20 protein-coding genes are annotated in these 25,628 nt (G+C 42.5%); 7 read left to right on the top strand and 13 right to left on the bottom strand.

Annotated features, from left to right (window positions below):
• Positions 1-76: 76 nt before the first annotated feature.
• Together GGD38_RS01780 and GGD38_RS01775 are read left to right on the top strand one after the other, a co-directional pair.
• The gene (locus GGD38_RS01780) at positions 77-3,196 is read left to right on the top strand and encodes a SusC/RagA family TonB-linked outer membrane protein (protein WP_375299746.1); all 3,120 of its coding nucleotides are present in this window, start codon (positions 77-79) and stop codon (positions 3,194-3,196) included.
• Positions 3,197-3,225: 29 nt separating this feature from the next.
• On the top strand, positions 3,226-5,193 hold the full coding sequence (locus tag GGD38_RS01775; RefSeq protein WP_375299747.1) for a RagB/SusD family nutrient uptake outer membrane protein: 1,968 nt from the start codon (positions 3,226-3,228) through the stop codon (positions 5,191-5,193).
• 68 nt (positions 5,194-5,261) lie between these two features.
• On the opposite strand, the gene GGD38_RS01770 is transcribed toward GGD38_RS01775, so the two are convergent.
• The 4 genes from GGD38_RS01770 to GGD38_RS01755 all read right to left on the bottom strand — a co-directional run bounded on the left by GGD38_RS01770 (position 5,262) and on the right by GGD38_RS01755 (position 12,068).
• On the bottom strand, positions 5,262-6,449 hold the full coding sequence (locus GGD38_RS01770) for a YhcG family protein (protein WP_375299748.1): 1,188 nt from the start codon (positions 6,447-6,449) through the stop codon (positions 5,262-5,264).
• Between the two features lie 271 nt (positions 6,450-6,720).
• Positions 6,721-7,230, bottom strand: a complete 510-nt coding sequence (locus GGD38_RS01765) for a hypothetical protein (RefSeq protein ID WP_375299749.1) — start codon at positions 7,228-7,230, stop codon at positions 6,721-6,723.
• 17 nt (positions 7,231-7,247) lie between these two features.
• The gene (locus tag GGD38_RS01760) at positions 7,248-8,903 is read right to left on the bottom strand and encodes a RagB/SusD family nutrient uptake outer membrane protein (protein ID WP_375299750.1); all 1,656 of its coding nucleotides are present in this window, start codon (positions 8,901-8,903) and stop codon (positions 7,248-7,250) included.
• A gap of 12 nt (positions 8,904-8,915) precedes the next feature.
• Positions 8,916-12,068: a SusC/RagA family TonB-linked outer membrane protein gene (locus GGD38_RS01755; protein ID WP_375299751.1), complete on the bottom strand. Its 3,153-nt coding sequence runs from the start codon at positions 12,066-12,068 to the stop codon at positions 8,916-8,918.
• Between the two features lie 552 nt (positions 12,069-12,620).
• Between GGD38_RS01755 and GGD38_RS01750 the strand changes: the two genes are divergently transcribed.
• Positions 12,621-12,785 carry a hypothetical protein gene (locus GGD38_RS01750; RefSeq protein ID WP_375299752.1) on the top strand — a complete coding sequence of 55 codons (165 nt, stop codon included), beginning with the start codon at positions 12,621-12,623 and terminating at the stop codon, positions 12,783-12,785.
• A gap of 15 nt (positions 12,786-12,800) precedes the next feature.
• On the opposite strand, the gene GGD38_RS01745 is transcribed toward GGD38_RS01750, so the two are convergent.
• Positions 12,801-13,007, bottom strand: a complete 207-nt coding sequence (locus GGD38_RS01745; RefSeq protein ID WP_375299753.1) for a hypothetical protein — start codon at positions 13,005-13,007, stop codon at positions 12,801-12,803.
• Between the two features lie 814 nt (positions 13,008-13,821).
• Positions 13,822-13,953, bottom strand: a complete 132-nt coding sequence (locus tag GGD38_RS01740; protein ID WP_375299754.1) for a hypothetical protein — start codon at positions 13,951-13,953, stop codon at positions 13,822-13,824.
• A gap of 159 nt (positions 13,954-14,112) precedes the next feature.
• Here GGD38_RS01740 and GGD38_RS01735 point away from each other — a divergent pair, with 159 nt between their 5' ends.
• The 3 genes from GGD38_RS01735 to trxA all read left to right on the top strand — a co-directional run bounded on the left by GGD38_RS01735 (position 14,113) and on the right by trxA (position 15,904).
• Positions 14,113-14,505: a VOC family protein gene (locus GGD38_RS01735; protein WP_375299755.1), complete on the top strand. Its 393-nt coding sequence runs from the start codon at positions 14,113-14,115 to the stop codon at positions 14,503-14,505.
• Between the two features lie 137 nt (positions 14,506-14,642).
• On the top strand, positions 14,643-15,479 hold the full coding sequence (locus tag GGD38_RS01730; RefSeq protein ID WP_375299756.1) for a helix-turn-helix domain-containing protein: 837 nt from the start codon (positions 14,643-14,645) through the stop codon (positions 15,477-15,479).
• Between the two features lie 107 nt (positions 15,480-15,586).
• On the top strand, positions 15,587-15,904 hold the full coding sequence (gene trxA / locus GGD38_RS01725; protein WP_375299757.1) for a thioredoxin: 318 nt from the start codon (positions 15,587-15,589) through the stop codon (positions 15,902-15,904).
• Positions 15,905-15,980: 76 nt separating this feature from the next.
• Here the strand turns inward: trxA and GGD38_RS01720 are convergent, their stop codons facing one another.
• The 7 genes from GGD38_RS01720 to GGD38_RS01690 all read right to left on the bottom strand — a co-directional run bounded on the left by GGD38_RS01720 (position 15,981) and on the right by GGD38_RS01690 (position 23,207).
• Positions 15,981-16,508 (bottom strand): hypothetical protein, encoded by a 528-nt coding sequence (locus GGD38_RS01720; RefSeq protein WP_375299758.1) that lies wholly within the window; start codon positions 16,506-16,508, stop codon positions 15,981-15,983.
• 342 nt (positions 16,509-16,850) lie between these two features.
• Entirely contained in the window at positions 16,851-18,827 is a 1,977-nt protein-coding gene (locus tag GGD38_RS01715; protein WP_375299759.1) for an SBBP repeat-containing protein, read from the bottom strand.
• Between the two features lie 102 nt (positions 18,828-18,929).
• Positions 18,930-19,799 (bottom strand): lysophospholipid acyltransferase family protein, encoded by an 870-nt coding sequence (locus GGD38_RS01710; protein WP_375299760.1) that lies wholly within the window; start codon positions 19,797-19,799, stop codon positions 18,930-18,932.
• Positions 19,800-19,808: 9 nt separating this feature from the next.
• Positions 19,809-20,729, bottom strand: a complete 921-nt coding sequence (locus GGD38_RS01705) for a DUF6268 family outer membrane beta-barrel protein (RefSeq protein WP_375299761.1) — start codon at positions 20,727-20,729, stop codon at positions 19,809-19,811.
• A gap of 110 nt (positions 20,730-20,839) precedes the next feature.
• Positions 20,840-21,595 carry a LytR/AlgR family response regulator transcription factor gene (locus GGD38_RS01700; RefSeq protein ID WP_375299762.1) on the bottom strand — a complete coding sequence of 252 codons (756 nt, stop codon included), beginning with the start codon at positions 21,593-21,595 and terminating at the stop codon, positions 20,840-20,842.
• A complete protein-coding gene (locus GGD38_RS01695; protein WP_375299763.1) occupies positions 21,592-22,524 on the bottom strand; it encodes a sensor histidine kinase in 933 nt (310 codons plus the stop codon). The genes GGD38_RS01700 and GGD38_RS01695 overlap by 4 nt, the downstream gene beginning before the upstream one ends.
• Before the next feature lie 176 nt (positions 22,525-22,700).
• Positions 22,701-23,207, bottom strand: coding sequence for a hypothetical protein (locus GGD38_RS01690; RefSeq protein WP_375299764.1), 507 nt, complete (start codon positions 23,205-23,207; stop codon positions 22,701-22,703).
• A gap of 229 nt (positions 23,208-23,436) precedes the next feature.
• On the opposite strand from GGD38_RS01690, the gene glgX reads away from it, so the two are divergent.
• Positions 23,437-25,617 (top strand): glycogen debranching protein GlgX, encoded by a 2,181-nt coding sequence (gene glgX, locus GGD38_RS01685; RefSeq protein WP_375299765.1) that lies wholly within the window; start codon positions 23,437-23,439, stop codon positions 25,615-25,617.
• The last annotated feature ends 11 nt before the right edge of the window (positions 25,618-25,628 follow it).

Below are 25,628 nucleotides of genomic sequence, written 5' to 3'. Positions count from 1 at the left end.
TGATTATAGGACCGGGATAAGATAACTTAGGTATGCTTAGGATTACTTCGTAACTTAAACATCCTAACTGCCATTTATGAATCAAACGATTGCCTACGGGCGAAATGTCCTGCTCATTTCGCTTATAAGTCTATTTGCCATCTCCTCAATGGCACAAAACAATTTCCCGGTAACCGGTAAAATAACTGACAACGCAGGTGCGCCATTACAAGGTGTTACAGTTCAGGTGAAGGGGAGTATGATAGCCACCTCTACAGGTAAAGAAGGAACATTCTCCATTAACGCCCCCTCGGGCAAATCTGTCCTTGTATTTAGTTCCGTTGGCTATGCTTCTAAAGAAGTACCAATTGACAACAAATCGCAGGTGGATGTAAGTTTAGTTTCTGCCGATAACACTATGGACCAGGTAGTGGTTATTGGTTATGGCGCGGTAAAAAAGCGCGATGTAACCGGCGCTGTTACCGGCATTGGTGAAAAGGATATAAAGTCGCGCCCCGTGGCAGATGCCTTGCAGGCGATGCAGGGAAAGGTTGCCGGGGTTGACATTACTTCATCAGAGCGCCCCGGTACAGTAGGCACTGTTAACATCCGTGGTGTACGTTCAATTTCCGCATCTAATTCACCGCTGTATGTGGTTGATGGAATTCCTCTTATGACCGGTGGTATTGAATATTTGAATCCTGTAGATATTGAATCCATTGATGTACTGAAAGATGCATCAGCAACAGCTATCTATGGTTCGCGAGGCGCCAATGGGGTAGTGATCGTTACTACCAAACAGGGCAAGAGTGGTAAAACATCTTTGAATTTGAACCTGTCTACCACTGCTGAAAAGCTCATCAATAGAATGGAAATGATGAACGCGGAAGAATATATCACCTTCCGTCGCTGGGCAAGATATTATGCAAACCCTTCACAAAATCCACGCGGTGATCAACCAGATATCAATAAGGATAAAGAGTATTTTCTTGCAACTGCCGACCCCGCGGCCTGGGCAAATATTGAAAAAGGCTGGGTTGGCGGAAAATGGGACGGATCTCTGGTGCCTACTACCGACTGGATTGGAATGGTAACCCAGAATGGATTGACAAAGAACCTTAATTTAAGCGCCAGTGGCGGAAGTGAAAAAGCAAAAGCGTATGCTTCGTTTGGTTATTTAGACAATACGGGTACACAAAAAGGACAGAGTTATAAAAGATATAATGTAAACTTAAATGTTGATGTAAGCGCTACCAAATGGTTCTCATTTGGTACCAACCTTACGGTTGCTTACAGTGTGCAGGAATACGGACAATCCAAAACCGGCGCTACAACAACCTCCTCGTCTACCGGCCTGGTTGAAAGTGCCAGGGCGCTGTTCCCTTATGCGGTGCCTTATGATGCAAACGGCAACAGGGTCATTAATCCGGGCGGTGATATAGCCTTTAAAAATGTGGCTGAAGAATGGACGTTGAACCAGGACCAGCGAAGGACCCTGCGCGCTTTTGCCAGTGTTTACGGACAGATGGATTTTGGAAGCATTTATTCTCCCCTGAAAGGTTTGAAATATCGGGTGAACTTCGGGCCCGACTTCAGCACCTACCAGGATGGAACCTACATAGACGGAAATTCCGTGATCAGCACAGGTACCAGCTCTGCTTCGCTTACAAAGGCGCAAACGTTGTCATACACACTCGATCATTTGATCTATTATAATAAGAGCATTGGCGAGCATGATTTTGGGGTTACATTACTGGGCAGCCAAACCAAATTCAAAACAGACAGTAGTTACATTGGTGCAAACGGGATCAATTTTGCAAGTCAGCGATGGAATGCTTTATCAAAGAGCAATATTCCCGCTGCAAACCTCATAGGGTACACTTCAGGTCTTACAGAAAGTCAATTGCAGTCTTTTATGGCCCGCGTCAACTATAGCTATATGGGTAAGTATATGCTTACGGCATCGGCCCGCAGGGATGGCGCCTCACAGCTTGCCGAAGGTCATAAATATAGCTGGTTCCCTTCACTGGCCATTGCGTGGAAAATGAATGATGAAGAATTTTTGAAGACCACCGCCTGGCTGAATGACCTTAAATTGAGATTTGGTGTGGGCGTTACCGGTAACTCTGCCATCAGCCCCTACCAAACCCAGGGCGGCATCACCCCTCTTTTTTATCCATATATAACAACGATAACAGCCGGGGCCACACCATCAAGTGTTTTTGCCAACAGGGACCTTGGCTGGGAAAAAACAACCCAATATAATGTGGGGCTCGACTTTGCAGTGCTGGACAGAAGGATCTTTGGTAGTTTGGATGTATATACCTCAAATACAAAAGATCTGCTGTTACTAATGAATATTCCTACTGTTACCGGCTATCCTACCACCTATGCCAATGTGGGTGAAACCAGCAACAAAGGGATCGACCTGAGTTTGACAGCAACTCCTGTAAAGACAAAGGATTTTACCTGGACGGCCAACGCCAGTATCTCCTGGCAAAAAGATAAAATTGTTACGCTGGCCAACGGAAAACAGGATGATATAAATAACACCTTGTTCATAGGTCAGCCCATCAATGTGATCTACAATTTCCAGAACGGCGGCATCTGGCATGTTGGAGATTCGGCGGAATACAAGCCGTTTAATGTTCCTAATGTCATTTTCGGACCCGGAAATGCCAGACCTGTTGATATTAACGGTGATAAAAAGATAGATCCCAATAATGACCGGGTGGTTATTGGTAATACAAGACCACGATGGGTAGTGGGTTTAACCAATAACATCACCTACAAAAATTTCGAATTTTCCATCTTCCTGTATGGCCGTTTGAAATACCTGTATAACACAGGCGGCGAATCGCAGGTTGCACGTAGTACGCAACGGAAAATAAACTATTATACCGAGAATAATACGAATTCAGAATATCAAAAACCTATTTATTCCACGGCTACCGGCGACAATTACTCTGTTGTGTTAGGTTATAAAGATGCTTCATTTATCAAGATCCGGAATATCTCTTTGGGATACAGTCTTGGCAGCAAAGCGTTGAAAGCTACCTCCCTTTCTAATTTGAAAATATATGCACAGGTGGTGAATCCGGGTTTTGTGTTTTCCAAGATCGACTTTCTTGATATGGACGTAGCTACCACTACACCTGCCTTTAATGGTGCTACCTACAACAGGGGTATAACTTTTGGGCTTAACGTAACCTTTTAACCACAACCTCAACGTTAAAAAATCAGACAATGAAAATAGTAAAGCTAATAGTCAATATATCCATCTTCTCGGGTTTGGTAGTGATGGCTTCGTGCAAAAAAGATTTCCTGGATGAGGAACTTAAAACCGCAAGAAATCCGGAATTTTTTAAAACCGATGAGGGTATTATCCAACTTGTTTCTGGTACTTATTACCAGGTATTCGATCTTCCATTTGCTACCGAATGGCCCTTTTGCACGCAAAACTATGGCGTGGATGAGTTTATGACCGGTGGCGACGTTTCTAATGGCGTATGGAACAATTATGATGGCGGCTTCAGGTCTACTGTTGTCATAAATAACGCAAATACCCAACTGCCGAATCAGCAATGGGATAATTTGTATATCGGTATAGGCGATGCAAACCTCATCATAGCCAATGCCACCGCCAGTGCTTCTACTTCCGATGCCATTAAAAAAGTGGCTTTGGGCGAAGGGTATTTTTTAAGAGCATACTGCTACCTGCGGCTGGTATCGCAATATGGCGGTGTACCGCTGAAAACCGAACCCAGTACAACAGAAACGGGCTTCCAACGGGAGTTCACAAGAGCAACGCCTGAAGAAGTTTGCAAACAGATCGTTGATGATCTTAAACAGGCATATAATCTTTTACCCAATACAAACGCACCCGCCAAGATCACAAAAGATGCGGCAGCCCACTACCTCGCAAGAACATACCTGTTCCGTGCCAGCGAGATCAATGATTCATGGAACGCATCTACCAAAGCAGCCGATCTTGCTGCTATAGTTCCCTTGTGCGATGAGGTAATTTCTCACCATCCGCTTACAACCAACTTTGCCGACCTTTGGAAATATACCGGTCCAGACGGTGCAAATGAAAAACTGCCAGAGCTGATCCTTTCTGCACAATTCACTGCAGACGTTTCAACGAGCGGCTCAAATCAACAACATCTGTACTGGGCATCGCGCTATGACGACATTTTGCAAATGCAGCGTGATGTTACCGGCGACCGGCCGTTCAGCCGTTTGCAAACCACTTATTATATGTACAGGGTGTACGACCTGGTCAACGACTCCAGGTTCTGGAAAAGCTTTAGAACAAAAGGCCGGGTGAATAAGGCCGCAGGTAATTATTATGTCAACGGCGATCTGGGTATACTTTATGTTATCAATCAACCGGGCGATACCCGCTTTACCCGTGTTGTGGTGAACGATAGTGTTACTTATTCCAAAACAGGCAAAACAATTCCAAACGTATATGTTGCCTTTCCTGCAGGCAGAACAACAAACGGCGCATTGGATAAAGATCCCAGGTTCCCTTCGCTTAGCAAACATATGGACGGTTCAAGGATAGGTTTTAATGAAGTGCGGGGATTGCGCGACCTTACCCTTGCCCGCTCTGCAGAAACTTATTTAATGGCGGCTGAGGCTAAGATCAGGTTGGCAAAAGCAGGTACCGGTTCGTATACCGATGCATTGCCTTATATTAATGCAGTGCGCACCCGCGCGCAGTTTGTAAGTGGGGAAGACCGCGCCGCTTATTACGATGGGGGCGGAGCCCTGGCCGCATCCACATCGGGACAAAACCCTAATATCAATTCTTTTATTGCAGAGAACTCGTATTATGAATCGAATAATATTCCGGTAACCACAGCAGCTTCAGCCAGCCTGGCTATTACCGATATCAATTCGCTTCCAGCCAGCGATGAGTATGTGATCTCTACATTAAAAGTAGCTGGCACCTACGACAGAATGCTGGCGCTTATTTTAAATGAACGTTCACGTGAACTGGCCGGTGAGTATAAACGCTGGGAAGACCTGTCGAGAACAAAAACACTGGTTGACCGGGTAAAGGCATTTAACCCGAAAGCTGCAGATAATGTAAGGGATTTTCATTTGCTGCGGCCCATTCCGCAAACACACCTCGATGGTATACAAATAAATGGCCGGGCTTTAACTGCCGATGAAAAGCAGGCGCAGCAGAACCCTGGGTATTGAGGACTGAATCTTTATAAAACAAAAAAAGACCGTCAGGTTGTGGCGGTCTTTTTTTGTTTTTACTGTTATTAGATTTCACCTTTTACCTCTTCTTTTGCATTACTATTCTTTTCCTCTGTTGTATTTATCATACTTTCAAGATCCCTTCCCAACTCCTGTTCAAGTTCTTCAACGGTTGGCATTTCGGCTTTTAATTGCGTAGGCATTAATTCATATTCGGCTACTCCCAGGGGCGTTTGAATACCCTGAAGAGAATATTTAACTACCATATCGTTGGGTGTTTTGCAAAGCAATACGCCAATAGTGGGATTGTGAAGCGGCAATTTTATTTTATCATCGATGATGTTAACATAGAAATTTAACTTACCTGCGTACTCTGATTTAAAATCGCTGACCTTAAGTTCAAATACTACGAAACAATTAAGGTTATAGTTGAAGAAAAGAAGGTCTAAAGCAAACTCATCTTCCTGCACTTTTACATTAAACTGGTTACCTACATAGGCAAACCCTTTTCCCAATTCAAGCAAAAATCGTTGAATGTGCTTTGTTAAAGCCCTTTCAAGATCGCGTTCATGTATGGGGCCTTCAATATCGAGGAAGTCGAAGATGTAGGGATTTTTCAATGTTAACCGGGCCAGTTCAGCCTGATTTTCCGAAAGCCTCATATCGAAATTGGTAGTTATTGCATTTCCTTTGCGTTCATGCAGTTTAGTTTCAATGTTAATTTTAAGCATGTTTGCAGTCCAGCCATTTCTGATGGTCTCTTTGATATAAAAAATACGTTCAGCTAATGTTTTTACTCTATCAAGAATGATGGTGTGGTGTGTCCAGGGAATTTGTAAGAGTAATGACTGGTTTTGTTCAATGTTTTGATTTCCATTAAATTGTAATTCCGCAATCGCTGATTGCGGAATTGGGCGATCTTCCCTTTGACCAACTGTAGGTAATTGTGCAACCGACGGTTGCGTAAATGGAAAAAATGGCCAGGCTACGGCAAAAGTTTGCATATACTCCAGGTTCCGTTGAGATAAACCTTTCATATTGGGGAATTTTGCTCTTAGGTCGTTGGCTAATTTTTCAATTATCTTTTTACCCCAACTGGCTTTTTCTTTTTGTTCAACGATCGTTCTGCCTATTTTCCAATAGGTGGTCAATAATTCGGTATTAGCTACGCTAATTACCTTTTGGCGGGAGCCATTAATTGTTTCAACTAATTGCTTAAATACAACATGATAGTTTTGATCAACTTCAACCATAACAAGTAATTTTTAGTTTTTTAAAAACTGTAAATAAAAGGTGGTAACAATGGCTGGCGAAGTAGGTGTGTGTTTGGGATGCGAAGCGGAATAGTTGTATGTTTATTACCCTGCACAATGTACGAAAATTGAGTATTGCGTGATCGTGAGAGAAAATGTTTTGATCAAAATCAAGTTTGGTAAACCGCAAAGCAAAATAGTGTACATAAAAAAAGACCCCGACGGTACCGTCGGGGATCTATTCTCTCATTTGACCATAAATCGAAACTTCTTAATTGATCGTTACCGGCCTTCTGTAGGCGCCTGAAAAAATATCTACCTCATACTCATCGGTAATATTGTCAAGTATCTGGATCTCGAATTTTCGGTTGCCGGGTGCTGTGTTGTTCAGCAGTTTTATATAAACAGTATCTGTAGCCTGTATGGCTTGTGGAAATACCATTGTATAAGTGGTGTCGGATGATTGAATGATATTACCATTTTTATCAACCACATTGAAATCAACGCCGCGTACGGCGGCAGGTGTAACACCGGAAGTGCTTACCGCATATTTTGCCACCGCATCGTAGTTGCGTGTATAAGCTGAATAGAATTGTACAGGCAGCTTTAATAAAGCGGTTTGTGACCTTGTTGCTGTTACAGCTGAGTTGTTGTTCGGCACAAACACTGCATAATAATGATGCTCGTATTCGGCCTTTCCTCTGAGATAATCCCTCTTTTCGCAAGCTATCAACACAAGCAACAGTAACGAACTGAATAAGCTATATTTTAAGTATTTCATTTTATTTCTCTTTGAGGTTATTTCCAATTAGGGTTCTGCGTAACAGCATTGCCGCTGGTTGTAATTTCGTTTACGGGAACAGGATATAAATAATCGCGGTTTGCCTGGAACCTGCGTGTGTCGGCGGGTTCTGCTATTACCATATTGTTGCTGTTCAGCTTTATTGTACCCGGACCAGAAAGTTGCCATTCGGTTGCCACAAATTTTGAACCCAGTAACTCCTGTGGCAGAACAGTTTCAGCGGTTTTCCATCTTATGAGGTCGTCGTAACGGAATCCTTCCAGAGCAAGCTCTACCGTTCTTTCACGTCTGATCTCTTCGCGCATCGACAGGTTGTTGGTAGTTACAAAAGCATTGCTGAGCTTAGGCGCAAACTTTGCCCGGGTGCGCAGGGCGTTTACCGTAAGGTTCAGGTCGGCATCGCTGATGCTTCCGTTCAGTTCATATTTTGCTTCGGCTAAAATGAGCAGTATTTCGGCATAACGCATCAATAACCTGTCGGTGGTACCGCTGTTATTAATTTGCCAGTCTTCTTTATTCCATCCTTTTTTTGTATAATAACCCGTACGTGATCCCAGGTTTACGTTAGGCACCAGAGGGGTCTCTTTATAGGATTTTTCTCCACCTCTGTATATAGTTAAGGTAAGGCGGGGATCCCTGTTTTCGAAAATGGTATTGTAAGAAGGCTCGTTTGTTTCAGGAACAAATAAAGGCGAAGGGGTAGCAACCGGTGTATTATCGGTATTGAATGCAGGCAACCCATCGGTATACAAATACTGGTGAATAAGATTGCGCGTTATTGCGTTACGACCGTTCTCCAAATCGCGCGAATAGTTATGGCCAAGTATTACATTCGTAGCGCTTACACCAAAGGGTTTTATAAAGATAGCTTCCTTGTTGGCCTGGCCTTCGCCAAAATGCACAAATAAACTGTCGTACGTAGGAAAAAGCGAATGGCCCTGGGCCGTTACCTGATTTGCTGAACTGATGGCGGTTTGCAGGTGAGTTTCCCAGTCGGCTTCACCGCGGAATTTAAGGCGGGTGCCTTCATATAAACCTATTCTTGCTTTCAAACCCCAGGCGGTACTTTTCATAACCCGGCCCCATTGTGTAGGGGATAATGTAGCACGATCGGGTAACCAGGTAGCTGCATAATCAAGATCTTCATATATCGCTTTCATTACTTCGGCTCTTGGGTTGCGTCCCATCAGCAACTCGGGCGCATCTTTATCAAGCGTATGTAGTATCAGGGGAACATCGCCATATTTTTGCACCAGCAAAAAATAAGCATAGGCCCTGAAGAACCTGGCTTCGGCAAAATACCTGTTTTTTACAATGTCGGTAGCTTTTGCTTTACCACCTTTTTCCAGAATGTTATTGGCTGTACGAATATCTCTATATCGAAAATTCCATTCATCGCTTGTATTGGGTATCGTCCAGGCGCCGGTACTTGTGAGGTTAGCAGTCTGGTTAACGTTATCGTCGGCACGGCTATCGAGCCAGTTGGCCTGCAGGGTTTCGTACAACCGGTTACATGCAGTAATGAGGTCAGCTTCAGAATTCCAGTATTGGTCGTCGGGAAGATCTGATTCTGGTTTTATGTCAAGTTTATTACAGCAGGTTAATAATATGCTTGCTGCGAGTATAGCTATTGATAGATTGAATTTTTTCATTGTCTTCTTTTTTTAGAAACCGGCATTAACGCCAAAGGATACTGTTCTGTAAAAAGGATACGAGGTAGCATCTACGTTATTGCCAACTTCAGGATCAAACACACTCAGTACTTTGGTGCTTTCCCACAGATCCTGGCCCGAGATGTATACCTGAAGGTTGCGAATGAATTTTTTATTTACGGGAACTGTATAGCCGAGTTGAATATTTTTCAAACGCAGGTAGCTGCCATCCTGTGCCCAGCGGTCACTTGGTTTAAAGTTATGCGCATCGGTCTGGTACATTCTGGGGAAGAAGGCATTGGGGTTATCGGGTGTCCATCTATCCATATGAATGGTCCATGGCATATCGGCTGTTCCAAACATAGGCGACAGGGTTTCTTCTTTAATAAGGAATTTTCTTTTTGCAGCACCCTGAAAGAAGGCTGAGAAATCGAAGCCTTTCCAGCTAAAGCCAAAATCAAATCCGTAAGAATATCGGGCGTTGGTGGTACCCAGGTAAACCAGGTCGCCCGGGCTCTGGGGGGTGCCGCCGCCGATACCAATTTCGCGGTTACCATCCTTGTCAACATATTTCATATCGCCGGGTGCGAGTTTGTCAAAATATTGCGTGGTGAATCCCGACTTGTAATTATCAAGGTCTTCTTTGCTTTGAATTAAACCGGCTGTTTGGTAACCCCACACGGTATTGAGTGCATAGCCCTGCATATATTTTACCACACCACCGTTACCTATGGAATTTTTACCATCGTATTTCAACACCTTATTTTGGTTATCAGAAATATTGAAGCCTAACCTGTATTCCACATCTCCTATATGATCTTTCCATTTAACTTCAAGCTCAGTACCCCAGCTTTTCATTTCACCTACATTATAAGCGGGTGTGCCTATACCTATAATGTTTGGCAGGTTAAGGTAAGCTAGCATGTCCTTGTTCTTCTTTACATAGTAGTCTGCTGTAATGGTCAATCTGTTATCCAAAAGCCCCAGGTCAATACCAATATTCGATTGCTGTACAGTTTCCCAGGTCACATCTGGCGATTCCAGTGTATCCTGATAAATATATTGTGAACGCACATCGTTCAACACAAGCGCAGGTGTTGTGACGTTATTGGTATTTGTTAATCCGCTTACTAACAGTGGCATATAGGGGTACAAACCAAGCGGTGAACCGTTACCTAACTGTCCCCACGAACCGCGGACCTTAAAATTCTGAACGAAAGGTACATTGTCTTTAAAGAAATCTTCTTCGCTTACGCGCCAGGCGGCAGAGAAAGATGGGAATACCTGCCAGCGGTGTTTAGGCGCAAGTCTTGAACTTCCATCATAGCGGTAAGAAGCTTCGAGCAAATATTTACCGGCAAAATTGTAATTGAACCGGCCGAATAAGGATGCAAGGGCCCATTTCTCTATTTTTTGCGAACTTCTTACAGTTAACGGGTCGGCATAGCTGAGGCTAAAGAAATCATTGTTGGCCATGTTCTGACCAATTGAATTCATTTCGTCTTTTCTAAACTCTTCGTAAGAGCCACCCTGCATGATGGTGAACTCGTGTTTATTGAGTTTTAACTTGTAAGTAAGAAAGCTTTGCAGATTGTTCTGGAAAGATTTATTCTTTGTAACAGAGATTGAATTGGGCACGTTTACCTGGGCCCGGGTTAAAGTGGGGGTACGGCCATACCAGGTAATGCTTCTGCTATCTTTTTCTGCATTGTAGTCGCCCTGGTTTCGCCAGCCAATTACATCGAGGGTTAAACCGGGCACCACATTTTTTACCTGCAAACCAAGGCGGGTGGTGAAGGCGCCATAGATCCTTTTATCGAGACCGCCATTTTTTTCAATATCAACCGGGTTTATCTGCAGGTCGCCATTGTAAGGCTGACCGGTGGTATCTTCTACCGGTGTATACAAACTCTGGCGGGTGCGGCTGCGGTACAGGCGGTTGATGATCTGCTCGGTACCATAGGCATTTTCGCGGATCTTCGTGCTAATATAGCCGGTGGTCAGTTTCAATGAAATATATTTACTCAGCTCGGCATTAACATTCAGCTTCAGGTTTATTCTGGTATTGTCATCGGGTCCAAAACGCAATACACCATCGCGTTTGTAATAAGCGCCGGTAAACAGGTAATTCAATTTTGATTCGCCACCACCTACAGAAAGCGAATGATTCTGTTGGTGGTTGTATTTATCCATCCCTTCTTTTATCCAGTTATTGTTATCGAAATATTCCCAACGGTCGGCATTCGGGTTAGGGCGAACATTCATGTTGGGGTTCATTAACCATTCAAAATTCTCTGGAGTATATTCGCCTGAACCGGTAGCATTGATCCTGCTTTCTTCGATCAGCGTTTGTTCGTCCCATGAATTAAGGCGTTGGGGTTGACGTGCTGTTATATTAACACCATAATTACTGCTGAATGTTACACTTGTTTTTCCGGCTTTTGCCTGTTTGGTGGTAACCAAAATAACACCGGCAGCAGCGCGGGCGCCGTAAATAGCTGAAGCGCTGGCATCTTTCAACACCGAAATAGATTCCACATCACTGGGGTCAATCAGGTTCAGGTCCTGCTCCATACCATCAACCAGCACAAGGGCGTTGGCGTCGTTGGCCGAAGTAAACCCGCGAATTCGGATGCTGTAGCCTTCGCTACCAGGTTTACCCGAACCCCTTACCACGCCAACGCCAGGCATTATACCCTGCAGGGCGCCTGTTACGTTTGCAACGGGTCTGTTGGCGAGGTCTTTACCGGTAACCTGGGCTACCGAACCGCTCAGGTTCACTTTCTTTTGGGTGCCGTAACCAACCACCACCACGTTGTCGAGCATGGCATTGGTTTCCTGCATCGAAACATTGATCACAGTGCGGTCGCCCACTTTTTCTTCAACGTTTTGAAAGCTGGTGTAAGAAAATACCAGGGTGGCGCCCGGGTCGGCTACCAGGGCATATTTGCCCTCCTTGTTGCTGATAGTACCAAAACCGGCGCCTTTGATCTGGACGTTTACGCCAGCCAGCGGCGCCCCTTTAGGATCGGTTATAGTTCCTTCAATATGTTTTGATTGTGCCTGGGCAGTCGCCGCCAGGAACAGCCATCCAAGAAGGAATGTTAATGACAGCACATTTTTGGCCGGCCATTTTATATGACCAGCGATCGTTTGAATTCTCATAAACAACAATCTTTTTTTTGTGAAGTGACGCAGGGCATTGCGCAGCCCTTTTTTGGAAACAACAGGATTGATTGATCAGGAAATGAGGCCTTACCATAGAAATAATACTGCAGAAAACGAATAGCAGGAAGCCTGCGCTTACCGGTTTGGAATAGGTAAGGGCGGTAAAGTGGTAGTCCCGGATATGGCAGTTGCTTGGTCGTAGTCATGGCAGCTTTCTTGAAATTTCCTGTAACAAAGTTGGTCAGTAATAGTGGCCAGATCAAGAAAAGGACTACGTCAAAACTGCTACATCAGTAAATATGGTAATTGAAATTCAATTTGTTGTGTTGTAATTGTTAATATGTACCTACTCAAAGCCCTGAAAGTACAGGATGGTTGGAGAGAGAAGCGGTTTGGGGTGAGGAGAGGGGCGTGGTTCGTGACTTTTAAATGCGCCTCAAACGTTTGCAATCGATAATAAACGCTTACATACCGGTTAAAACAAAACTATGTAGGAATTTTGGGTCGGGCAAAATGGGAGCTTGTGAAAACGCGATTAATAATACTATTATGGCCAATAGAATTAAAAAAACGTTTAAACTTAATGTGCTCGGATTATTTAAATGGGAAAGTGAAAACTGGACAGTAAAAGAAGTGGCTTTCATTCTGGCCATGATCATGGCATTTATACTGTTGGTGATCGGTTTGCTAAAGCTTTTGCAATCCCAAATTTAACTGGAGCCTCCGCTATTAGAAAGAGCTTAAATACTCTTTTTCCGGGTTCTCCAACGCAAGTTTTGCTTTCCATAATTCATTATCTGAATTCACCAGAGCAATATGTGAGTTGCCCAACTCTTTTTCCGGGTCCACCAACGCAAGTTCAGCTTCCCATAACTCATTTTCTGAATGTCCCGGAGCAATAGTTGAGTTGTCCAACTCTTTTTCCGGGTCCGCCAACGCAAGTTTTGATTCCCATAACTCTTTTTCTGAATGTACCAGAGCATATGCCTATGCCAGCAACTTTGGTTTTGACTACTTTTTTCAAGTTGATGCTTCATGAATCAATTTGATGCATTGCATAAATGGTTTTGCCCGTTCATAATTTTGTTTTGGGTGCTCACTACTCTTTTTCGTACGTCCCCAACACAATATTATGCCTCACTAAGTTTGTTTTGCACTTCCATGAATCAATTGATGCTTTAGGTAATCAGGTTCATGCTTCCACAAATCAGGTTCATGCCTCCATTAATTAGTTTTGTGGCTCCGAAAGTTATTTTCTTGCATCAGCAACTTGTTTTTGACCGTCCCCGAACAATTGAAGGCCATCATCAATCGATTTAAAGCTATCACTAATCAATTTTAGGTGACCATTGATCAAAATAGGGTGTGCATGAATCAAGTTTAGAGGTCCACAACTCAAGTTTACCCTTGCATGAAGTTAGTATTGAGGTAAACTTGCTCTGTGAACGCCGAAAGTAAGTTAGTGAAGGTAAAAAATGAGTTATGGTCACTTAATAATAACCTTGGCAAGGCAAAACAAACTTTGTGGAGGTAAAAACTAAGTTGGCGGCGTGAAAAAATAACTTATGAAGTCAAACATTTGGCAAAAGCTTTCATTCACTGAGTTAGTGAAGGCTATAAGTTGAACAAAGCTTTCAAGCAATGAGTTGGTGCAGGGTGTATCACACGCAGACCTCTCAAAAACAGGGTTGGGTAAGGTGAACGAAGTGTTCTAAGCGCCCGGCCTGTAGCGCTGCACCAGTTTCATGTCCTAGTCACTGGGATTTTGCTGTAACATTCTGTCAATAGCCTGTTCTCTTATTTCGGGTACATACCTGATCAGGAATTCCAGGTCATCAGTCCCAACGCCATGCATGTGATTGTAGATAATTAGTTTGTGCAAAGGATGCTAATAAGCAATTTAATGAGTTATTAAAGACGCTAATAATAAATACAAGAAGTAAATTAGTGTACAGATCTCTGATATAGTAGTCTGAGGTTGCTGCAGCTGCGGAGCCCGAAAGTTAAAAAGAAAGAGTTTTGATTTAAAACAAATTGAAAGATGACAAATAATAAAACCTTTTTTGCTCCGCAACTTTTTATCCCGAGCGGTGTTTCAGATATTTCATTTTATTTAAATGCATTTGGAGCAGTTGAAATTAAACAGTGGAGAAACGATGATGGTAGCGTTCATGTTGCTGAACTTTCTATTGACGGAACAATTTTTCATTTGCACGAGGAACGGCCGGCGAAGGGACAACTTGAACCACATAAAATAAAAGGTGTAACAACCCTTATAGGTCTTTTTGTTGACGATGTGGATGCAGTAATGAATAAGGCATTGGAAGCCGGAGCAACACTTTTAAGTCCTGCTCAGGACTACGATTATGGTTACCGGCAAGGAAATATTCAAGACCCATTCGGACATCAATGGATGATTGAAATGAAAATATAAAAATAGTTATTCAATCTTCACTTGATAGTCTTGAGAAAATGAAATAAAACGAAAAGTTAGCGGCATCCTAAATAACCAGAGAATGATACGCTTTGGTCGAAGACCCTGTACATTTGTTCCCTGAAATTATTCTTCCTATGGGACAATTCAAGCAGTTCGACTTAAAGAAATTCGGGGTGGCTGAACTTAACGGGGCTACCGATGGTTATGACCCGGAGCTGTACAAGGAATATGTAAAGGTATTCTTTATTAAAAGAGGCGGTAATATACAAGTCGATTTCAACAAATATCAGCTGGAGCAGGATGCCCTGTTCTTCATAAGCTCAAACCAGTGGTACCAACTGCAGGAATCTACAGGGCTATTGCTCTATTATAACCGCGATTTTTACTGCGTGGAATTGCATGACAGCGAAGTGTCGTGCGACGGTATCCTTTTTCATAACGCCTTTGACGTTCCTGTCGTGTACCTCGATGCCGCCCAGTCGCTCGAGATCCAGCGCATTCTGAACGATATCAGGTCTGAACTCTCCGGTCATGAAAATACAATGGAAGAAATGATCCGTGTACTGCTAAAACAGATCATTATCAAATCTACCCGTATCTGGAAACAAGCAAATCATGCCGAAGCGGAAAGTACCGGCGACCTGGAGTTCGCCCGCAGATTCAGCCAACTGGTGGAATGGAATTATACAACCAAACATGCCGTTGCCGATTATGCCGAGCTGTTAAATATGACCCCCAAGGCCCTTAGTAAACGGCTCGCCAAACACAGTTCCATTACGCCAAACGACATCATCAAGAACCGTATTATGCTGGAAGCCAAGCGTCTATTGGCGCATACTACCTTAAGTGTCAAAGAAATAGGATACAAGTTAGGGTATGAGGACCCTAACTATTTTATTCGCCTGTTCACCAACCTTGCCGGACTTGCACCGCAACAATTCCGTAAATCGTACCAGCATTCGGGGGAGTAAGCGGGGAAAAAAGTGCAGTGATTGGAGGAAATCGTGCATTGTCCTGCCTCTGCAACCTGGGTACATTTGTAATAGCAAATTGAATTAAAAATCTAAAAGATACAATTATGGCATTTGCATTTACAGACGCGAATTTTAAACGGGAAGTATTGGAGCATGATCAGTTAACAGTAGTGGATTTTTGGGCTGAATGGTGCGGGCCCTGTCGCGCTATAAAGCCTGTAGTGGATGAACTGGCGAAAGAGTTCGAAGGAAAGGTAAAGGTTGGTAAACTGGATGTAGATAACAACCCCGAAGTGAGCGTAAACTATGGCATCACTTCTATTCCTGCCATCCTGTTCATCAAAGGTGGCCAGGTAGTTGACAAGCATGTAGGCGCCGCTCCAAAATCAGTGCTGCTTAAAAAGATTCAGGCTCATATGTAAGCGTTACAGTTAGCAGGAGAAATATTTGCAGAAAGCCGCATCAATGTATTGAGGCGGCTTTTTCGTGTTATGTACTTTATGTGCTTTCCCCGAAATGCAAAATATACATCCTGGCTGAAGTCTCAAATACATATTCTTCTCCCATTAAGTCGCCCCAATGCCAGATCCCGTATTCTGGTAACAATTTGTAAAGTATGACCTCACTTTCAAATTGGTTGAAAAAATCTTTCAATAAAAAATTTACCAGGTATTCGGAAAGCGGATATCCATTTCTTCCATGAATTGAAGTTAATACAGCATCACAGGTCCACACACTTATTAGCTTTGGTAATGTGGTTATCCAGTTAGCAATTGGAGATAATTGAATGTCATCTAACATTTTTTCAAATCGTTCCGCTTCAATAAAGTATTTGTCATAATATGGTTTGTTACTTATTATGTAGTTTTTAAGGTTCGACAATACATCCAGGTTATTATTTTTATCAATAGAAATAAACTGGTTAAACCCACCTAAATTATGTGTTAGTATATCTTTTACTCTGGATGTGGCTTCTAAAAATCCATTGATATATTCAATTCGTTGTTCTCTTTTGATGGTTGACATGCCGGATGTTATTTGTATGTTTTGACAAAGAAAATACGATAGTGCGCATCTTAACTGCGCAGTAAAACGATGCAGCAAGAAATAGATACCACCTATCGGTTATTGTAACCGACATGCTTGTTTACTACCTTTACGTCTCTAATCTGATCCGGTCCGGTAAACCCGGGTGATATGTGGGGGCAGCAGGATGCAGAATGGATAAGTGCACCTGACGGACCAGATATTTATGTAGGTGTAGTATCATATTTGTGGCTATTTGGACAAAATGTTAATTCCCAAAAACACAAAAGCCCCGTAGCTACGGGGCTTTTGTGTTTAGCGCTCTGCATAAAACCTGGAATATTATTGTTTCAAAAATTGCTGGATCTTTTGCGTGTTTTTTCCTTTTATGATCAAATAGTAATTGCCGGCCGGCAGGGTTTGAATGTTCACAGAAAAGTTGGTATTACCATACATGGTTTTGTTTTGTTGGTACAGGATATGACCGGTGACATCGGATATTTGCAGGGTAATCGTTTCATGCGCGTCTAACTCTATATTCAAAATGTTTTTTGCCGGGTTGGGATATACCTGTAAGCCCTGTGTACTATTTTCTCTTCTTAACGCAATGATACGGCTATAGGTAAATTGTCCGTCCTGGTCTTTTATTTTCAAACGATAATAACTTTTTACAGTTAGCGGATGTAAATCAGTGAATGAATAATTGTTTATCAGGTTGTATCCGTTGTTTACAGCTATTGAACCAATGGTTTCGAATTTTTTTCCATTTGTGCTTCTTTCTATTTCAAAACCCGCCATGCTTTGTTCTCTGGTGGTTTGCCATTGCAGCAGCACTGAAGAACTGTTATCAACGGCATCGAAATGCAGCAGTGAAAGTGGCAGGGTAATATCGGGACTGAGATGTAAAATATAAGTATCCTCACTGGTAGCCGAAGTAAGGTCCTGTGTTCCTGTGCCGGGGTCAAAATCAACGGTGCCATCAAAAGTACCTAAAAGATATATGTTGTTGGCGTTTGCTACTGTTATAGCATTTGCTGCATCATAGGATGTGCTTCCTATATTGGCCGACCATGCATAGCTGCCTGCAGTAGTTAATTTTACAACAAAAATATCGGCATCGCCTGCAGATACGAGATCGTGTGTGGCGCCGCCGGGATCAACATCCATGGTTCCCTCAAAAACGCCAGTAGTATAAACATTACCAGCAGCATCTATTGATATACCACTGGCATAATCGTCGTTACTTTCGCCCATTCTGGTAGCCCATACGTAGTTTCCGGAAGCATCTAATTTTGAAATGTAAATATCTTCCTGGCCTGTTGAAGTGAGGTCCTGTGTTCCTGTGCCAGGGTCAAAATCAACTGTTCCTTCAAAAGAACCCGTTGAATAAACAGCACCAGAAGCATCTACAGCTATGCCTGTAGGAAATACATCGGCAGTGCCGCCCAAACTTTTGGCCCATTCAAAGTCGCCCGAAGAATTCAGTTTTAAGATATAGGCATCGGTACTGCCTGAGAGTGTTAACATATTTGTGCCCGGGCCCGGGTCAAAATCTGCATCACCCCTGAATCCACCTGTTGTATATACATTGCCAATAGCATCTACCGCAATACTTACTCCCCGGTTACCATTGGTATTGCTGCTGGTTATACTTTTTGCCCATACATAATTACCGTTTGCATCTATTTTCGAAATAAAAATATCACGGCCGAATGCCGTTAGGTTTTGCACACCTGCGCCAGGGTCAAAATCAACGGTACCTGAAAAATCACCGGTCGTATACGCATTGCCCGCGGCATCAACTGCCATGGCCCAGGCCGTAGCGTTATTATTGCCCACCATACTTTTAGCCCATACGAAGTTGCCCGATGCATCCAGTTTTAAAATAAAAATACCGTACCGGTTAAGCGTAGCGCTCATGGGCTGGGTAGCCGGTCCTGGATCAAAATCAACCGTACCGCTAAAATATCCCGATACATACACATTACCCGAAGCATCCAGGCCAATTTCCGTACCCCCATCAGTGCGGGTATCGCCTATTCTTTTTGCCCACAGCAGATCGCCGGTAAGGCTCCGTTTGGTAATAAAGATATCGGCAGAACCTGCTGAAGTGAGGATCTGCGTTCCTGTACCCGGATCGAAATCTGCATCGGTGACAAAAGAACCTGTAGTATATACGTTGCCGGAAGCATCCACGACTACGTCTGAAGGAGCCAGTTGACCAGTACTGGTTGAACTTTTTACCCAGCTAAACATTGATTGGGCATTGGAAATGGAAAAAGTAATAAGTAAAAAAAACAGGAATGTAAAATTTTTCATGGGAAGGATTAGACTGAATAGGTGTTTAAATAATGATATTCCTTTACGGATCTATTGAAAAAGGAGTAGTAACGTTAATGCCCCATGTTTATTGCACTGTTTTTACCGTTTCCACCGTTTGTGGGTCCATAGCCAGCCGTATGGTTCTTCTTTGATATTTTCTGTGAGTAGATCAGCATAGATCTTTGTTATTTCGCCTACATGCATAGAAGATGCTTCGGAGCAAACAGGTACGCAGGTGATCTTGTAATTTCCTTTCGAGAGCATTGTAATATGCAGGTAAACAACAGCCGATTGGCTTATTTGTGCCAGCTTCTCCATACCTGAAAAAATGTATGACTTTTGGTTTAGCAACTCAAATTTGTATTTCTCGTCTTGTATACGTGGGCATTGATCTGCCAGGAACAGGTATACTGCAGGTATTGATCTTTTATTCAGCATATGACGCACTACCGATGTGTCTGGTATCAGCTGCATGCCAAAACGCGATCGAAGTTTTATCATCAGCCTGTTCATTACTCCCCACCGCAAGGGCTTATATATGGCATACATGCGGTGGGGAAGTTTGTAAGGCATAAAATTCAACATCTCCCAATTGCCGCAATGCCCCAGGCAGGCAATAACATTTCGTCCGGCACTCACATGCCTGTCAACCAGTTCCAGGTTTTCGAATATGATCTTTTTTTCGAGAACTGCTGCCGGCAACGAGATGCTTTTTGTGATCTCGGCAAAATAGTCGGCAAAGCAGCCGTAGAACTTCTTCACCATACAATGAATTTCTGCATATCGCTTATCGGGAAAGGAACGTGCCATGTTTTGTATGACAACAGTTTTCCTGTATCCAAAAATATAATAGGTAAAGAAAAATGCACAGGACGCTATTACATAAAGCAACGACATCGGGATCATACTTGCTGCATAAGCAAGCGCATACAAGACCCTGTATGCAATGGTTTGTGTCATCTTTTTCATGGTCACCAATTAAAAGCTGATCTTTAAACCCACCGATGCATAAAGTGATGCCTGGAAATAATATTCTTTATCCTGGAACATGCTTTTAAGCTTTCTGTCTGTTATTCCTGCAGGTCGCCAGGCGTTAATTCCCACGGTAACGGGGATAGATAATTTATTCCCAAGTTTTAATTCCGGACGCAATCCTGCTACTAAATAAGCATGGGAGAAGATCTTTTTCTTTCCATGCTGCTCCAGCAATGCGGTTTGCCCATTCATTTCGGCAATGAGATGTAAACCCAGGTTTTTATTGACATCATATCCTGCAGAGACTTCCAGTCCTTTGATCATGGATACCTTAACGGTGTATTTACTTTGTGTTTTCCAGTTGAGATAAACTGCAGGAAACAACATTGGGAAACCAAAGGAATTATTTATTGCAAGTCCACCACCGAGGTCAAGATTGGGTCTTAAGTGCCGGATAAATATAACACCAGCACTACCTAATATATTTTCAATACCCATTTTGGAAAAGTTGGTACCCGGCATGTAAATTCCTCCTCCAATAGTGGCCATCATTGACCATTTATCATTTAATGGTTTCAGGTGATTCAGGCTTACGCCCAAATTCAATATTTCATCAATCACCAAAGACTCAGTAAAATCTTTATTGTTGAGCTTTACATAAGCGCCACCCACATTTAATGACCATTTTGTTGGGCGATCATTATCATTAAACTTTACAGACAACGGAATATTTACAGCACCCTGGTAAACCATTGCCGAACCTTTACTGTTTCCCACTCTTTCGTTTGTTTCACCATCCGACATACGATAGCCTGATCGTCCAAAATATTCAGTTTTAAAAACAAACTGGGCGTTTGCACGTAAGCCGGCAGCAATCAGAAATGCGGAAAAGAATAGTTTCTTATTGGTTTTACAAAAATTCATTTTCTTTTTTATTGTTTGTACAAAGGAAATATGAACAGTGTAAAACTGAAAGTCATAAACTACCGGCTTAAGGATCGGCTGGATAAAATGCAGTATAAAGGGAATGAAAATTATTCCGGAATTCCGTCCATCCATTTCAGGAAGTCGGGTACACGTATGCGGCTTACCACCACTTCATGAGGGCATTCTGGTGAAAAAGAAAGCTTCAGCCGGCTGTTAAAGTATTTAGCTACATTTTCGATGGCTTTTACATTTCCGATACAATTACGCGATACGCGGAAAAACAAATGATTATCCAATTGTTGTTCCAGCTGGTCTAATGTATAATTGATGATGTACCTTTTGTTATTGAAGGTATGCAGGAACACTACTTTTTCTTCGCTATAAAAGTGAGCTATATCACCTGTTTCTATATAATGATAATTTTCCCCTTTTGATATCAGAAACCGGTTTTTCGTTTTCACGGGTACTATCTGCGCAAGAAGCATAGCATTTGATTTATGGGCGTTGCTGTGAAAGAAGTTCTCATATTTACTTAATGCTTTTTCCAATTCCTTTTCATCGAAGGGTTTTAATAAATAATCAATACTGTTTAGCTTAAATGCTTTGATGGCATGTTCATCGTAAGCAGTAGTAAATATAACAGGTGTAGTAACCTGCACGTGGTTGAAGATCTCGAAGCAGGTGCCATCGGCAAGACGGATATCCATAAGGATCAAATCAACTTCAGCTGTTTTCAGAAACCCGATTGTATCAATAACGGTATTAGTTCGTTTCACCAGCGAATAACCGGGACGTAAGTCCGTCATCATACGTTTTAACTCCTCGTATGCAAACCGCTCATCTTCTACTATCAGATACTTCATGATTCAATATATGGTACTTTCACAATAAAAAGGTGATCACTATGTTCAACAATAAGATGTTTGGCATATAATGTATACTGCTTCGCGAGATATTTCAAACCGATGCCACCTTTTTCCACATCGTTCGATAGCTGGATATTGTTTTCTACTGTCAAAAATTCTTTATCAATCGTAATTACTATTTCCAATAACCTGTTCTCCGTTGCAATATTGTGTTTGAAGGCGTTCTCCAATAACAATTGCAGGGTCAGCGGAATAATGCTGCTCTTTTCGGGATCAGCTATTTTGTTTACCGTAAAAGTAAAAGAGTTTTCAAATCGCATCTTCATCAAAAATATATATGAGTTCAATGCTTCCAGTTCTTCTGCAACGGAAACTACCGGTTGCCGGTTAAGCGAAAGTACATACCGGTAGGTTTTTGAGAGTGCTTTCGTGAACTTATTAGCATTCTCCGGATTTATATAAATTAAGGAAGACAATACATTCAATGAATTAAACAGAAAATGTGGGTTGATCTGCGATCTTAATGTTTCATGCTGGAATAATAATGCTTCACGTTTTGCTTTTTCTGAATCGGCTATGGCCTTTTGTTCAGACCGGAAATAATAGATCAATTCAAAGATCAGGAGAATGGGTAAATTGGTTACCATTCCTAATGCAAATTTAACAGGGAAAGATGGCAGCCCTTCTTCGGGAATAAGAAGTATTTTGTAGATGAAATAATTGAATAATGCCAGTAGGATAATGCAAATTACAATCTGCCCCAAGACACCGGCAAGGATACGGTAGAATATACTTTTAGAATAGGGCAAATATCTGTTCAGAAAAAGTAATAACGCATAATCTGCTATACACATAGTAAGCACTACCAGGTAATGCGCAGAAAACTGGATATGAAAACGACTCCACAATTCTTCCTTCATCAGCATGTTACTGAAAAGCATTTGGCATAAAGCATAAACCAATGAGGAGAAGAAAAAAATAAGAATATGTTTTACATAGTATCTTTTAGTGAGAACCATGTTTCAAAAGTAGCCCTTACATAGAAATGTATAACAGATCGCATGGTATTTTTCCGATGAACTTCATTGTTTGAGGGATGAATTTAAGGTTTATACCAACGGCTGGCTCTTTTCCAGGCCGCTTCAATTTTCTTCTTTATAGCCTGTGCTTTTTTATCATCGTCTTGCACCAGGCCAACCAATATGAGATTATCGGGGCCCGAGTATTCCCAATCCTGCCGGCCTTTTCGCTGGGCGTATACTTTAGCTCCATCGTCACCGGCATACAACACCAGGTTCAGGTCGTGCCCCACTGAGATCTGATTGAGCCCAACCATATAACGATAGCGGCTAACAGATGAATCGATAAATGTATTGATCTGTGTAATAGTAAGCGAATCGCCCAGGATATGGAACAAGCTATCCAGTATAAATTGGGGGCTATCATCAGTACCCATCGAGGGCTTTTTATAGGCTACCAGTTCATTCAGTGCATTCACGAAACGTTTCTCGTCTTTGGCACGTGTTTGTGCATTCAATGTAATGCTATGCATGATAAAAAGAGCTACAAGCAATAGTATTCCTTTGGTTTGGGTTGCAGGGTTGATCAAACTACAGGTTTTAGTAGTATGGAAAATAATAATTATGTTTTATAAACATCGATTATAAGGCATAATTTTTTCTGTTAAAATTATTTAGTAGTTACACTACCAGGATTTATAGCGTCATACATACTTAATCTCCGCTCAGGAAAGCAGGAACTTTAATAATCGCTGTCATTTATTTTAAATAATAATAACCGCATGTTCGTATTGAACAATGCAACTGAACCCTATTACTATGGCTATACAGGAGTATTATATTGGAAAGCCTTATCCATTAGGCGCCACATGGGACGGTAACGGAGTGAATTTTGCCCTTTACACAGAGAATGCTGAGGGAGTTGATCTTTGTCTGTTTAATTCCCTTGAAGATGATGTAGAAACAATAAAAATACGTTTTAAAGAACGCACCCATCATGTCTGGCATATGTATGTAACCGGTATTGCGCCGGGGCAGTTATATGGATACCGGGTGGCGGGGCCGTATAAACCGGAAGAAGGGCATCGGTTCAATGCCTATAAATTATTAATTGATCCATATGCAAAAGCAATTGCAGGCCCCCTTCAATGGCACAATGCCCTGTTTGGATATGAGATCGGGCATGAAAATGAGGACCTGAGCTTTAATACTACCGATAGTGCTCCATATATTCCCAAATCGGTAGTTGTAGATGATCGTTTCGATTGGGGCAACGATAAACCCCTTAGTATACCATACCACGAAACCATCATTTATGAAGCTCATGTTAAAAGCCTTACCAACCTGCATCCCGGGTTGCCCGAAGATATAAGGGGCACCTACAAGGCAATTGGCCATCCGGTGGTCATCGATTACCTTAAAAACCTTGGCATAACAACAATCGAGCTGATGCCGATCCACCATTTTATTGAAGACAGGCATTTGAAAGAAAAAGGCCTTACCAACTATTGGGGTTACAATACCATTGGTTTTTTCGCGCCTGATTCACGGTATGCTGCCTCTGGTATTCTGGGGCAGCAGGTGAATGAATTCAAAGAAATGGTAAGGGCATTGCATGATGCCGGAATAGAGGTCATTCTCGATGTAGTATATAATCATACAGCAGAAGGAAATCATTTCGGCCCTACTTTGTGTTTCCGGGGAATAGACAACGCTTCATATTATCGCTTAACGGAAGACAAGCGGTATTATATGGATTATACAGGCACAGGTAATACACTGAATACCCGTTTACCTTATGTATTACAGTTGATCATGGACAGTCTGCGCTATTGGATACAGGAAATGCATGTAGATGGTTTTCGGTTCGATCTGGCAGCTACTCTTGCCCGCGAACTACATGAAGTGAGCAAGCTGGGCGCTTTCTTTGATATCATTCATCAGGACCCGGTGATCTCGCGTGTTAAATTGATTGCAGAACCCTGGGATCTTGGCGAAGGAGGTTACCAGGTGGGGAAATTCCCTGTTGGATGGGCCGAATGGAATGGATTGTACCGCGATTGCATAAGAGATTACTGGCGGGGTGCAGAAAGCAGACTGGCTGAATTTGCCAAACGAATAACCGGCAGTGCCGACTTGTATAAGAACGATTACAGAAATCCCGGAGCCAGTATCAATTTTATAACAGCACACGACGGTTTTACAATGGAAGACCTGGTAAGCTTTAATGAAAAACATAATGAGGCAAATAAAGAGAATAATAATGATGGTGAGAACGAGAACCATTCCTGTAATTATGGAATTGAAGGACCTACAAAAGATCTTGGGATACTTGAGACCAGAAGCCGGCAAAAACGTAACCTTTTCACCACGCTGTTATTATCCCAGGGAGTGCCCATGTTGCTCAGCGGCGATGAAATGGGTAACTCGCAGTTCGGCAATAATAATGCGTATTGCCAGGATAACGAGATTAGCTGGATAAAGTGGAATGAGAAAGATGAGGAACTGGTCTCATTTGTGAGACAGTTGATTTGGTTCCGCAAATCACACCCGGCCTTTAGCCGCCGGCGGTGGTTTCAGGAACAACCCATTCGTGGTATTGGCGTCGAAGACATTGCCTGGTTCACTCCCGATGGCAATGAAATGAAAGATCAACAATGGAATGAAGGATACGCCAAATCGTTAGGTTTATACCTAAATGGTCTTGGTTTGCGTTGCCTCGATGAAAAGGGTCGAAAGCTTACTGATAAAGATTTTTACCTTTTGTTTAATGCTCACAATGAAGTGATCGAATTTACGCTGCCATCCGAAAAATTTGGCAGTAAGTGGTTTAAGGTCCTCGATACAGCTACTGACAAAGAAATGTGTGAACCCGAAAATGAACTTATGCCCTGCGGCAAATACCTGGTTCAGGGAAGAAGTTTGGTTTTATTACAAGGTGAGCATATTTCTTCTGAAACCAATCCGCCAGATACGTTGCCCGAAATAAGTAATCCCTAATAAGACCGATC

It is taken from the genome of Niastella sp. OAS944, from assembly GCA_024809215.1.
Taxonomy (GTDB): domain Bacteria; phylum Bacteroidota; class Bacteroidia; order Chitinophagales; family Chitinophagaceae; genus Niastella.
The sequence above is the reverse complement of the archived record's forward strand: the minus strand, read 5'-3'. Positions and strand labels throughout refer to the sequence as shown.